The following is a 13,593-nucleotide window of genomic DNA, read 5'->3' as shown; positions in this document are numbered from 1 at the left end:
GCTGTAAATATTTATGTTTACAGCTATTTTAGATTAACAAATAAAAGCTTGTTAAATGAATAGAATAGTAATGTGTACAGTTGTCTTTTTTACAATAGTCTCTTGTAAGACAAAAAAGATGGATACCAGTAAAACAACTTCTGAAAATGATAGGTTACCAAATTTAGTGATAGTTTTGTCTGACCAACATTCTGCAGATATGGTTGGTGCTTATGGAAATAAACAATTAATTACCCCTAATTTAGATAAATTAGCAAGTGAAGGTGTTTTGTTAGAAAATGCTTTTGCAAGTCAGCCTGTATGTACACCTTTTAGAGGAATGTTAATGAGTGGTATGCATCCATTAAAAAATGGTGCTTTTGTTAATGATGTTCCTTTGTTGCCAAATAAAACAAAATTAATGGCAGAAATTTTAAAAGAAAAAGGCTATCAAACTGCTTATTTTGGAAAATGGCATTTGCTAGGAGGTAATAGAGATAGAGGTATTCCCAAAGAAATGACCTATGGTTTTGATAAAGTATTAACTAACAATTGCCATGTAGATTTTAGACCAGGGAAAGCATTTTTTTGGAATGAAAAAGGAGAAAAAGAATTTTTTAATGAATGGGAGCCTTATGCGCAAACAAATCAAGCGATTGATTATCTTAATAATATAGACCCTTCTAAACCATTTGCAATTATATTATCATTACATCCACCACATGATTGGGGTAAATTTAAAGGTGAAGATGGAAAAATGCATTATAGATATGATACTTTAGATGAGCTTATGGCTCTCTATGAAAGAAATGAAATTATATTAAGACCTGGTTTAGAAGATACGCCAGATAGAAGAAGAATGTACCACGGACATATGGCACAAATTACAGGAATAGATATTGCAGTTGGTAATTTAATGACCCAGTTAAAAAATATGAATGTAGAAAAAAATACCTTGGTAGCTTTTACTGCAGATCATGGTGATATGTTAGAGTCTCATAATGCCAAATTGCCAAAACAATATCCGCACGATTATTCTAATAAAATACCTTTTATTATAAAATATCCTGGTAAAATAAAATCAGGCTTTAAATCAAAATCTTTGCTAGGAACTATGGATATTTTACCAACATTATTAAGTTTTATGAATATTGAAACCCAAGAAAGTTTTGATGGTTTAGATTTATCTAGAGATATTTTGAATAATAAATTAGATAAAGATGATTATGTACCTATTTGGAACTACAGAATTGGTAGAGCAAGAAATTCTAATTGGCGGGGTGTAGAAACAGACAGGTATACTTTTTCTACCTCAAAAGAAAGTAATAATTCAATGATAAATACTCTTTTTGATAGAGAAAAAGATCCAGGACAATTAAATAACCTTTATAATAATCCTGCGTATAAAAATATTCAGGCAAAATTAGAAGGGTATACAAAAGAATGGATGCAAAAATACGACGATCAGTTTTATGGAGCAAAAGAGTTTAACGCAGTTCAGCCAAAAAGTAAATGGACGTACAATTATGAATACTCTCCTTTAGAACTCTTAAATAAAAAACGTGAATATGAAAACAAATAATATAAATATTAAAAGTAATCAATTAAAAAAAATACTATTATTACTCTTTATATGCTTAAATATTTCAACAAGTTTTTCTCAACAAAAAGTAGAGTTAAAAGGTGTTGTTTTAGATGAGTTTGAAAACCCAATTGCTTATGCAGCTATTGGGATACCATCGAAACAAATAGGAACTGCGACAAATGATGACGGCGCCTTTTCTTTAAAAATTTCATCAGAAAATATAAAAGATATTTTAGAAGTATCTACTATTGGATTTAAAACTTATAAAATAAAAATTGAAGATTACATTAACAACAATGTTTTAAAAATAGTTTTAATTGAAGAAGTTGTATCATTAGCTGCAATTACATTAGAGAAGACAAATAGTATTGTTAAGAAAGCTTTAAAAAAAGTAAAAAACAACACTTTAAGCTCAAAACATCAGATAAATATGTTATATAGAAGGTCTTCTGTAGAAAACGGTAAAACACGTTTTATGGTAGAGCACTATTTAAATATTTTAGATTATGGACCTTCTGATAATAGATTTGATGAAATTGGTATTGCAGAATCTAGAAAGTCTGCAGATTACAGATTTGCTTTTAAAAAACAACCAATTCATGCTGTATATATTATGGGGCAAATTAACCCCTTGAGACAAAGAATTTATGAGTCTGATTATAATTGGGAAAGAGATGGAGATACTTCTTATGACGGTGAAGATATTTTAATAATTAGAGGAACTAAAAAAGATCAAAAAGCCAATAAAAAAGAAAATTTTATTAAACTATATATTGGTATGGATACTTATAGTGTTTATAAAATTGATGTTTCTAGATATGGAAATGAGTTTTCTAATTTAAAAGCCTTTTATATTTACAAAAAAGACAATGATGGTCAATTAGTTTTAAGTTATCATAATAGAGAAGCTAAATTTAGAACCCCCATATCTGAACAAAAAAGAAAACTGTTAAAATTAAAAACACGATTTGTTCAAAGCTCTTATAGGCACGAAGGAATTGTGTTAAATATAGAAAGCGATAAGAAAAAATTCAACATACAAAATACCCTTTATGATAAGAAAGATATTGGTGATTATGACATTAAATATAACCCCATTTTTTGGAAAAATATTGCGTTACCACCAGCAACTAAATTTTATAAAAAATCTGTAAAAGAATTAGAATCTATCTACGGTGTATCTTTAGAAGATCAATTTAAATCAGTAAATAAATAGTTTTATGTTAAAAATAAAATTAATTATATTAACATTATTCACTGCTTTAACTATTTCAGCACAAAAAAAACAACCCAATATCGTTTTTATTCTTGCAGACGATTTAGGGTGGAGTGATGTTACATTGTTCGGCAAAACTAAGTTGTACGAAACACCTAATTTAGAGCGCCTAGCTGCAAGAGGTGTTACTTATATAAAAGCTTATGCAGCAAGCCCTCTTTGTTCACCTACAAGAGCTAGTATTTTAACAGGGCAAACACCAACAAGAACTGGTATTACTGCTCCAACTGCTCATTTAGGAAAAGTGAAATTAAAAGCTTCTTTAAACAGAGGCACTGGCCCTGCAAATAAAGCTATTGTTTTAGAGTCTGTAACTCGTTTAAATAATAATATACCAACTTTGGGTAAGCAATTTAAAAATGCAGGCTATCAAACTGCTCATTTTGGAAAATGGCACTTGGGGACAGCACCCTATTCGCCATTAGAACATGGTTTTGATGTTGATATTCCTCATTTTAATGGGCCAGGACCAGCAGGTAGTTTTGTTGCTCCCTGGAAATATCCAAATTTTAAACCAAAATATCCAAACGAACACATAGAAGACAGAATGGCTGATGAAGCTGTTACTTGGTTGAATAAAATTGATAAAAACAAACCTTTTTTTATAAATTATTGGCAATTCTCTGTGCACGCTCCTTTTGATGCTAAAGATGAATTAAAAGATAAATACAGAAAAAAAGTAGATTTAACAGATGCACAACATTCTATAACATATGCTGCAATGGTACATTCTATGGATGATGCAATAGGGCGTTTGTTGGATGAATTAGATAGATTAGGTTTAACAGAAAACACAATTATTGTTTTTACAAGTGATAATGGCGGAAACATGTACAATGGTGTTACAGATATTTTACCTAATGGAGATAAATATATGGCAGCTCCAACAAGTAACAGACCTTTACGTGGTGGTAAAGCAACAATGTTTGAAGGTGGAGTTAGAGTTCCTACAGTAATTTCTTATCCAGGCATTACAAAACCAGGAACGTTATCAGATGCTTTAATTCAGTCAACAGATTTTTATCCTACTTTATTAAATTTAGCAAACATAAAGGTTCCTAAAAACCATTCTTTAGATGGTATAGATATTACACAGACATTAAAAGGAAATGATATTAAGAGAGCAGGCATATTTACCTATTTCCCTCATCAACCTGGAGTTCCAGACTGGTTGCCTACTTCTATTTCTGTACATGCTGATGATTGGAAGTTAATTCGTTTATTTCATCAAGGAATAAATTTCGAGCATGATTATTTGTTATACAATTTAAAATGGGACATTAGTGAACACAATAATTTAGCAAAAAAATATCCAAAAAAGGTTGCTGAATTAGATGCCTTAATTCAAAAGCACATAGAGGATACAAAAGCGATTGTGCCAATTAAAAACCCCAAGTTTAATCCTGCTAAATACAAACCAGAAAATATAGGAAAACAACTAGGTGGTTTAAGAGGAAAGAAGTTAGAAATAAATTAGGAGTAGAATATAAGATATACACAGTGTAAGTTTTTCCTGTTATGCAGTTTAAGAGTTACTAGTAAAATAAATATGAAATAACAAAAAAAGAGAAGCAACATTGCTTCTCTTTTTTTGTTATTTACTTTCAGCTACTAAATCTTTAAAAGGAACAGTTCTTACTTCTTTTTCTGGGTCGTAATTTGGGTTATTAGTTGGCCAATAACGTTTGTCAACATTAGTTTCTAGCCAAGAAATTAAATCTTTAAAAAGTGCGTTTCCTTTTTCTTTTTGGATATCATATAAATTATTTCTCTCAAAAGGATCTTTTTCAATATCATATAAATATAAACGTCCGTACCAATCAAAAATAAGTTTATAATCTCCTTTTCTAATGGCAGAATGTGGCGTTAATGCTAGGTTGTCATAAGGATTTTTATAAATTACATTAAAAGGGTAGTGCCAGTAATGCGTATCTTTTGTGTAAGTTTTTTGTTTGTTTTCAATGTCAGTAAGTAAACCCAAAACGCTTTCACCATCTAACTTATTATTTTTAATAACTTTTTTTGCGTTGTAACCTGCGGCTTCTAAAATTGTAGGAAAAATATCAGTACAGTCTACAGGGACATCTACCCATTTGCCAGCTTCTATTTTGCCTTTCCATCTAAAGACTAGCGGAACACGAATTCCTCCTTCGGTCAAACATGCTTTTCCACCTAAAAAAGGGGCGTTTTCTGTACCATTTCCATCAGGTGTTATTTCGGCATCAATACCACCATTGTCAGACATAAAAACTACCAATGTATTTTCTTCTATGTTTAATGTTTTTAATTTGTCTAAAATACGCCCCACAGATCTGTCCATACTCTTAATCATAGATGCATAAATTGCATTGTCTTGTCCGTTAAAACCTTTGGTTTTTTTATTATTGAAATAATCAATTTCTTCTTTTTTTCCTTGATAAGGAGAATGCACAGCGAAATGAGAAAAGTATAAAAAGAAAGGTTTATTTTTATCTTTCGCTTTTTGTTCAATGTAATTTAGTGCCTGTTCTGTTAAGTCATCTGTTAAGTATTTCTCTCCAGATAATTTTCCTGCGTCACCAATTTGCCATTCTTCTTGAGGCATTTTTGGAAAACGAGCTTTGGTTTTTTGATTCCAACCATTTTGCCAGTTAAAATAAGTAGAACCTCCACCATCAAAATAAGCCAAAGTTTCAAAACCATTGTCTTGGGGCTGAAACCCTTTGGCACCAAAACCACCAATGTGCCATTTACCAATAAAGGCGTTGTGATACTCGGTCATTGCTTCTGCAATAGATAATTCGTCTAAATTAGTTTGTATTTGTTTTCCTGCCGGAACAGCAGAATTAGATGTTCCGTTAAGTAAAGCTTGTTCAATTAAAATATTGTCTTTGTGTTCTAAAACATCATTAGCATAATACCCTTTGGGTATGTCTATATTCTGATTATAATAGGTGTTTCTATGAGGCATTGCAGTTGTAAACCCTAATCTTGATGCATGTTTGCCTGTTAAAATACTTGCTCTTGTTGGCGAACATAGTTGATTTGCATAGGCTTGAGAGAAAGAAATTCCCTCATTCATTAATTTATTAATATTAGGGGTTTCATAAAATGTGCTATCTAAACTTGTATTTAAAAATTTAGCAGCATATTCTTGAGTATCTACAATGCCATAATCATCTGCTAAAATAAAAATGATGTTAGGTTTTTTTTGAGTTTCTTCTTTACAAGAGTAAAGAAATAATGTAGCCAAAACTAAAATAATATTTTTTTTCATGGTTAAAAAAAAGATTCTTTATTTTTTAAAATTACTAATATAGAAATAAGAAACCATCCTGTTGCTTAGGGGAAAACTAATATTTTAAACTTTGCAAGATAGTACAGGATACAAAATAGTATACAATTAGGTTAATTTGGAACACATATTATTTTAAGACAATAAAAATTAATTTATCAACAACCCCATTAAACAATTATGATGAAAAAAATACTTTTAACTTTTTTAATAGCATTTGGCTTTCATACTATGCATGCACAAAGTATCGATAGGTCTAAAATATTAATGCACTTTCCTTTTGATGATGATTTAACGGATGCAACAGGAGTTGTAACTTTAACACCGAAAACTGCAGCATTAGTAGATACTTATGACACTGGTAAATTTGGTAAAGCAGCATTATTTAATAGCAAACCATACATAACAAGCGGAAGTCTATTTGATGCAGGAGAGTCTTTTACAATTGCAATGTGGGTTAAATTTAATTCTTTAACTTCAACCACAGGTTCACCTAAACTAATACATCAAGAGAATACAACTGGAGCTTCAATATTAGGTGGTAGGCCTTTACAAATAGCTGCAGGAAATGTGATTAATTGTGGTTTTGGTGAAGCAGCTGGTGTTAATTCTTCAGCCCAAGCTATTAATACTTGGGTTCATGTTGCTGCTGTTATGAATAAAACCTCAACTGGTGGTACAATTAAACTTTATATTAATGGTGTGCAGGTAATAAGTAAATCTGTTGGCGCTGGTATTGTTCAAAATAAATCTAACAATGCAGAATTATCAATTGGTGTTCAAAAAGCATCTCAAACAGCAGGTTTATTAGATGGTTACATGGATGATTTTTTAATAACAAAAGAAGTTTTAACACCAGATCAGATTATAGCGATTAGAGACAATGGTGTATCGGCAGAAACTGCTTTAGTTTGGAACGGGACAGCTTCTAATGATTGGAGTGCTCCAGCAAATTGGGCACACACACAAGTACCAACAATTAATGATAACGTATTAATACCTTCAGGTACTTCTAATCAGCCTACAGCAAGTAGTGCAATATCTGTTAACAATATGGTACTTGAAAAAAACACTTCTTTAACTTCTACAGGAGCAATTACAGCTACTTCTACAAAAGTTTATGCAGGTAGTAGTGTTATTGCACCAAGTGTTTCGGGTTCATTTACTTATAAAGTAATTACAGAAGTTGGTAACACGGTTCCTGCATTCATTCCAAATCCTTCTGGGAGTGGAACTATTTCGAATCCTGCTATTTGGACTTTAATGTCTTCGCCAGTTGTTGGAGAAACTTATGATAACCAATACATTTTAGACAATTTTATAGGAACAGGTTCAGGGGCAAACCGTGCAATTGCTTTGTATGATAATACTTCTAGCGTTAATGGTGGTTGGGCTTATTTTCAAGCGAGTACAACTGCAGAGACTTTTAATCAGGCAATCGGTTTTTCAACCAGAAAAAAAGGAACAGATTACCAAAATAATGATGAAGAAATTTATATTTTTGAGGGTACTTACCCAGATGCTGATGTTACAGTATCCATTACTCAAGGCTCTGTAAATAACTGGAATTTAGTAGGAAATCCATTTCCTTCCTATATAAAAGTTTCAGATTTAATTAGTGCGAATACTACTAATTTAGGTGCTGCATTTCAAACGGTATATGTTTGGAAACCATTAGAAGGGTCTTATGAAGCGTTAGAAGCTAGTACAGATTACATTGCACCTGGACAAGGTTTCTTTGTAAGTGCGGCTAATTCTACAGCAGATAACTTTGTAATTGCAACTTCAATTCAAAGCCATCAAACAAGTACACCTTTTTTTAGAAGTAACAATTCTACAATTAAGTTAAATATTACAGATGGTTCTATATCTAAAACAACTTTTATAAATTATTCTAATTCTGAAACTACAGATTTAGATTCAGGTAAAGATATTGGTCTTTTTACAGGAGTCCCATCAGATTTTAATATTTATACGCATTTAGTTTCTAATGACAATGGTATTGCCTTTGAAAAACAAGCATTACCTGAAACAAATTTAGAAGAGATGGTAATTCCGGTTGGTGTAGTTGCAAATGCTGGAAAACAAATCTCTTTTAGTGCTGAAAATCAAAATTTACCGAACGGAATTAATGTTTACTTAGAGGATAGGTTAAACAATGTTTTTACCAAGTTAGATCTTAATTCTAATTACACTTTAACATTAGATACACAACAAGAGGGTATAGGGCGTTTTTATCTACATACCTTGCCTTCTGCAGCACTTAATACAGAAAACATTTCTTTTAATAGTGTAAGAATATTTAAAACATCTAACAATAATTTAAGAATATCAGGTCTTACAGAAGGTGAAAGTAGTTTTAAAATATTTACCATTTTAGGTAAACAAGTTGTAAACACATCTTTTAACTCAAAAGGGAGTCAAAATATTTCTTTGCCAAATTTAGCAACAGGTGTTTATATCATCAAACTTCAAACAAAGTTAGGTAGTTTGAGTAAAAAAATAATATTAGAATAAAAATCGAGAATTTAAAAAATAAAATATCATGAATAATAATACAGAAAATAAAAAGGAAATTACTCGAAAAGAAGCTTTAAAGAAAATTGGAAAGTATGGTAAGTACACTGCTTTAACAGCTCTTGGTACCTACATGATACTGAATCCACAAAAGGCACAAGCCCAAAGCCCAGCCAGTCCTGGAACAGGGTTTTAAAAACAGCATAATTTATTTTATAGAAAAGCCTTAATTTTATTAAGGCTTTTTTTAATGAAAATTGTTGCCCCTCTCTTTATTTATTTCAAATTAAGATCTATAGGAATCTAGAATAATTAATTTCAATTAGAGGTATAAAATTAGATCATGTTAATATTTAAAATTTGGGTATTTAAGTTTACCTACTTATTGAACAATATTTCTTAAAAACTTCTTAATATCCTCAAAAAAAAGTTAGACGTTTGATTTTAAAATCACTTAAACCTTCACAGAAATGTGAAGGTTTTTTGTTTTCTACAGTTTTTTATAGTATAAAGGTTTTGGGTTATTTTAGAACTACTGAACGATTAAGTAAGTGAGATCATTTTAGGGCTGCAATTTGGTGTGCCATTATTTTAGACTTAAAGTAAGTTTAACCTTCTAATTAATTCAGGTCTATTAGAACGACTTACTGGGATAATGTCTTTGCCAATTAAAACACTATTATCCTCAATATCAATAATTTTAGAAGTATTGATTATATGAGATCTGTGTACCTTTAAAAAAAGTGAGTCTGGTAATTTGATATGAATACTTTTTAATGTGTTGTGTACCTTATATTCTGTATCATCAGTTTTTAAAAGAATATAATCTCCAAGTGCCTTTATTGATTGAATAGCGTTGATATTTATTTTAATTAACCTTCTATCGATATTTATATAAAGGTGATTTTTATTTTTATTATCTTTAATTTCTACTGATTCTACGATTGGAGTTTTTACTTGTATAGGTTCAGGGGCTTTTATTTTTTTTAATGTTTTTTTTAATCTATCTAGTTGCAGTGGTTTTACTAAATAATCAATAACACTTTCATATTCAAAAGCTTCGATAGCAAAGTTTCTATCTGAAGTTGTTAATATAATTTTAGGTGGTAAATTTAAGGTTTCAATAAAATCAAAGCCTGAAAAACCAGGCATATGAATATCTAGAAAAATAAGATCTACGCTATTTTTATTTAAAAATTTAAGAGCATCCATAGCGTTAGAAAACTGACCTATAACCTCTAGATTTCCTACCTTTTCACATAAATTTTGTAAAATAAACCGTGAAGTCTTTTCATCATCAATAAAAATACAAGTCATAAAAGTTAAAGATTATTTATAAAAATAGATATTTTTAAAAGTATGTTTTCATATTCAGAGATTAAACTCAAATTACTATTTTTTAAATTTTGCTCATGTAAAATTGCTAATTCATAGTTATTTTCAAGCCCAAAGATAATGACTTTATGGTTAAGTTTATGAACAGAAGCTGCTGCATTTTTATAACTACTAGCTACTAAATGTTTTAAATATTGAGTTTCTTCTTCCTTAAACTCATTTTTTATAATTTCTATAACATCTTTCTCTACAGAAGTGTCTCCATCAGCAAGTTCTTTTATGTATTTCAAATTAGGCTTTTCTATCATCATTATTTTTTTATTGTAAAATAAAAAGTTGTTCCTTTTCCTAGAGCACTTTCTAACCAAATCTCACCATCGTATCTTTCAATAATTTTTTTAACTATTGATAGTCCAATACCCGAAGTTGATTTTTCATCACTTAATGAATGAAATATTTTAAATATTTTATCATTGTATTTCTTTTCAATACCAATACCATTGTCTTTAACTGAAAACTGGTAATGGGTGTTGTTTTCTTCCATATCAATTTCAATACTTCCTTTTTCTTTGTCTATAAATTTAACGGCATTACTAATTAAATTTTGAAATAATTGTTGAAACCTTACTCTATCACCATAAATTTTAGGCAACTTGTTTAAAACTGTTACATGTATATGTTTTGGAATGAATAATAGTTGATTTACGTCTTCTATAACAAAATTAAGGTCTATTAATTTTTCTTCATTAACTTGAGAGTTAATACTAGAGTATAATAAAATATCTGTTATTAACTGCTCCATTTTTTCTAGTGTAGTCTCTATCAGTTCAAAATTTTCTAGAGTTGCTGTATCAAGTTTTCCTTCATTATCTTCTTTAATCCAAGAAACTAAAGAAAAAATACTGCGAAGTGGAGATTTAAGATCATGAGAAACAACATGCGCATACTCTTTTAACTCATTATTACTTTTTTCTAAATTCTGAAGTAGTTCTAATTTTTGTTTTTCTAATTCTTCAAGTCTTGTAATATCTAATATTATACCAATAGTTCCTGTTATTTCTCCTTGAAAATTATAATTAGGTGCAGAGCTAATAAGTACAACTTTTAAATTACCGTTTTTATCTACAATATCTAATTTAAATGAATCGGATTTACCTTGCCTTGTTTCCTCAGTTTTTTCTAAAGCATATTCTTTATCAACCGGAAATACATCTCTAGCTTTTAATCCAATTAGTTCCTTTTCAGAATACCCGCATATTTCTGTAAAGCTATGATTTACAGATGCTAATTTGCCGTCAAAATCTACTTCAGCAAAACCTAAGTTCATATTTGCAATAATGTTTCTATACTTTTGCTTCTCTATTTCTAAACTTTCATTGTATTTTCTACTAAGAGTAATATCATTAAAACTCCATAAATGCCCCTTAAAGGTATTGTCTTTAAAAATAGGAATGTAATTTCTTTCTAAAATTTTACCATCTGCCATTTTTAATTCATCACCAATAACAATTTTTTGGTTTTTAATAATTTCTTTATATCGTGAATAAAATTCTTCTGGTTCTTTAAAAAGTGCCATGCTTTCTTTGGCTCCATTAGAAAAATCTTGTCCGGTAACTTATTCTGGAGACATAGGCATGTGAAAAAGTTCACATAATTTTTTGTTTGCAAGTACACCAATTCCGTTTTCATCTTCTAAGAAAATACCATGATCTAAATTCTGAATTAACGTTTTTAAGTTTTTTTCAGATTCTACCAGGTTTTGTTGTGCAACTTTTTCTGCGGTTACATTTTTGTAGCTCCATAAATGCCCTCTAAATTCATTATCATTGTATACTGGTATGTAATCTCTCTCTAAAACAGTACCGTCTAACATTACTAAAACCTCAGATAGAGATTCCTTCTTATTTGAGGTTAATGAATTTATTTGACTCATAAAATCCTCAGAGTTTTTAAACAATAACTTTGCTTGTTCGGCTGCAGCAACACAATTTTTACCGATTAAAGATTTTGAGTCTGATTTAGGAGTAAATAAATCGCAAAACTTTTTATTAACTAATGTAATATTTCGATTTTCATCTTCTAATAAAATAGCGCTATCAAAATGCTCTAATATCATCTTAAATCTGTTTTCAGATTTTACAAGTTGTTCATTTAGAAATTCATCATTCGTAATATCTCTTGCAATTCCCTGAATACCATCTGGTTTTCCGTTACTATCATAAAGTAAACTTGCGTTAATATGAAATTTTTTAACAGATTTGTCTTTTAAAACTAGTCTACACTTATAATTTTTAAAAGAACCGTCTCTTAGCAACTGATCATAAACATCAAGCGTTAAGGATAAATCGTCTTTATGAACTAAGCTTAAAAAGTTGATTTTGGTGTTGTTTCCATTAAAACTTAATAGTCTAGAAGCCTCGTTATTCATTTTTTGAACATTTCCAAACATATCTACCTGACAGTATGCGTCTAGTAGATTCTTTGACATGCAGTTTGTGTTTAGATTTTGGAGTGTTTTTTTAGAATCTTTAAGTTTTTTTGAAATTTCTTTTAATTCTAATTTCTTAGCCTTAATTTTTATTTCAACTGCTTTCAACTCTTTCTCATTCATTAAAGTGTTTTCTTTCATCTAAATTATTTAAGTTTCATTTGATGTTTTTTTAATATTCTGATAGATATTAGTCCAATTAATTGAGTTTCATTAATTCATTTTCTGACCAATAAGACAAAACTGTTTGCATTTTTGACACGTATTCTGAATATCTTAAAGGCTTTATGATATAGCCAGAAACACCAGCTTTATAACAATCTAAAAGGTCTTGTTTGTTTTGCGATGTGGTTACAATTACAGTTGGTATACAGCATAATACATCATCTTTTTTTAGTTTTGTTAAAAACTCGATACCATTCATTTTAGACATATTTAAATCTAATAGAATTAAATCTGGAATGTTTTTTTTGGTATTTAGAATTTTAAAAGCTTTTTCACCATTTTTTGCCTTTGTAATTTTATGAGGTAAATCTAATTTTTTTATAACTCGGTCTATCTTGATGCATTCTATTTGATCATCATCAATAAATAAAATAGATATTTTTTTAGTCATTTTTTTAATTTTTTTTAAAAATAGTTAATATACTGATATTTCCTTAAAAATTGTCGGTTTCGTATCAATTGGTGCTGTTGAATGACGTTAAAGTATCGGTTAATTAAATGTAAATTCTATTTAATTCAATTAAACTTTTATATAAGTTAAAATTTATTTTTCTCTTTAAAAGATTGTTTTTTTTTGAATTAATTTTTTAAATAGTTAATAATGATTTAGTTATGCTTTTTTTTTGAGCTGATTTTAATCAACTTATTATTTAAAACTAAAAATTTTTAAATTTTTGCCACCATATTACTATGCATGCATAGTAATATGGTGGTTGTTTAGCCGATACCTATGTACCATTCAACTAAACCAATTGATCAATGACCCTGCTTCGTTCTATTTAAGTATTTACAAATTATACTTTTGTGTGAGTATTTAGTTAAAACCTTATAATAATATATGTTTTTAGTTAAATTATGTTAAATTTTTATGATAATAATTCTATTATCCAATAATTATGAAACATGTTTCGTCA

At 29.3% G+C, this 13,593-nt stretch carries 11 protein-coding genes; 5 read left to right on the top strand and 6 right to left on the bottom strand.

What is annotated here, in order from left to right; genetic code table 11:
* The first annotated feature begins 55 nt into the window (after nucleotides 1-55).
* Genes Q0678_RS03105 through Q0678_RS03095 form a run of 3 tightly spaced genes read left to right on the top strand, consistent with a single transcriptional unit; the run spans nucleotide 56 to nucleotide 4,317 of the window.
* Nucleotides 56-1,561, top strand: a complete 1,506-nt coding sequence (locus Q0678_RS03105; protein WP_299053694.1) for a sulfatase-like hydrolase/transferase — start codon at nucleotides 56-58, stop codon at nucleotides 1,559-1,561.
* Nucleotides 1,548-2,780: a carboxypeptidase-like regulatory domain-containing protein gene (locus tag Q0678_RS03100; protein ID WP_299053691.1), complete on the top strand. Its 1,233-nt coding sequence runs from the start codon at nucleotides 1,548-1,550 to the stop codon at nucleotides 2,778-2,780. The genes Q0678_RS03105 and Q0678_RS03100 overlap by 14 nt, the downstream gene beginning before the upstream one ends.
* A 4-nt stretch (nucleotides 2,781-2,784) precedes the next feature.
* Nucleotides 2,785-4,317, top strand: coding sequence for a sulfatase (locus Q0678_RS03095; RefSeq protein ID WP_299053688.1), 1,533 nt, complete (start codon nucleotides 2,785-2,787; stop codon nucleotides 4,315-4,317).
* Nucleotides 4,318-4,434: 117 nt separating this feature from the next.
* On the opposite strand, the gene Q0678_RS03090 is transcribed toward Q0678_RS03095, so the two are convergent.
* Complete coding sequence (locus Q0678_RS03090) at nucleotides 4,435-6,096, bottom strand: sulfatase (RefSeq protein ID WP_299053685.1); 1,662 nt, start codon at nucleotides 6,094-6,096, stop codon at nucleotides 4,435-4,437.
* Between the two features lie 198 nt (nucleotides 6,097-6,294).
* On the opposite strand from Q0678_RS03090, the gene Q0678_RS03085 reads away from it, so the two are divergent.
* Both Q0678_RS03085 and Q0678_RS03080 read left to right on the top strand, forming a co-directional pair.
* On the top strand, nucleotides 6,295-8,631 hold the full coding sequence (locus tag Q0678_RS03085; RefSeq protein WP_299053682.1) for a LamG-like jellyroll fold domain-containing protein: 2,337 nt from the start codon (nucleotides 6,295-6,297) through the stop codon (nucleotides 8,629-8,631).
* 28 nt (nucleotides 8,632-8,659) lie between these two features.
* Nucleotides 8,660-8,827 (top strand): hypothetical protein, encoded by a 168-nt coding sequence (locus Q0678_RS03080; protein WP_299053680.1) that lies wholly within the window; start codon nucleotides 8,660-8,662, stop codon nucleotides 8,825-8,827.
* Nucleotides 8,828-9,228: 401 nt separating this feature from the next.
* Here Q0678_RS03080 and Q0678_RS03075 read toward each other — a convergent pair whose 3' ends face one another.
* From Q0678_RS03075 to Q0678_RS03055, 5 genes are read right to left on the bottom strand one after another with little or no spacing between them, the layout of a single operon-like run.
* Nucleotides 9,229-9,948, bottom strand: a complete 720-nt coding sequence (locus Q0678_RS03075) for a LytTR family DNA-binding domain-containing protein (protein WP_299053678.1) — start codon at nucleotides 9,946-9,948, stop codon at nucleotides 9,229-9,231.
* 5 nt (nucleotides 9,949-9,953) lie between these two features.
* Nucleotides 9,954-10,277, bottom strand: coding sequence for an Hpt domain-containing protein (locus Q0678_RS03070; RefSeq protein ID WP_299053676.1), 324 nt, complete (start codon nucleotides 10,275-10,277; stop codon nucleotides 9,954-9,956).
* A complete protein-coding gene (locus Q0678_RS03065) occupies nucleotides 10,277-11,542 on the bottom strand; it encodes an ATP-binding protein (protein ID WP_299053674.1) in 1,266 nt (421 codons plus the stop codon). Before Q0678_RS03065 ends, Q0678_RS03070 begins: the two co-directional genes overlap by 1 nt.
* A gap of 39 nt (nucleotides 11,543-11,581) precedes the next feature.
* Nucleotides 11,582-12,595 (bottom strand): PAS domain-containing protein, encoded by a 1,014-nt coding sequence (locus Q0678_RS03060; RefSeq protein WP_299053672.1) that lies wholly within the window; start codon nucleotides 12,593-12,595, stop codon nucleotides 11,582-11,584.
* A gap of 58 nt (nucleotides 12,596-12,653) precedes the next feature.
* The gene (locus Q0678_RS03055) at nucleotides 12,654-13,070 is read right to left on the bottom strand and encodes a response regulator (RefSeq protein WP_299053669.1); all 417 of its coding nucleotides are present in this window, start codon (nucleotides 13,068-13,070) and stop codon (nucleotides 12,654-12,656) included.
* Between the last annotated feature and the right edge of the window lie 523 nt (nucleotides 13,071-13,593).

Source organism: uncultured Polaribacter sp. (assembly GCF_947497125.1).
In the GTDB taxonomy this organism is placed as follows: Bacteria; Bacteroidota; Bacteroidia; order Flavobacteriales; family Flavobacteriaceae; genus Polaribacter.
Note: the sequence above shows the minus strand (reverse complement) of the source record. Positions and strands in the feature narration are given on the sequence as shown.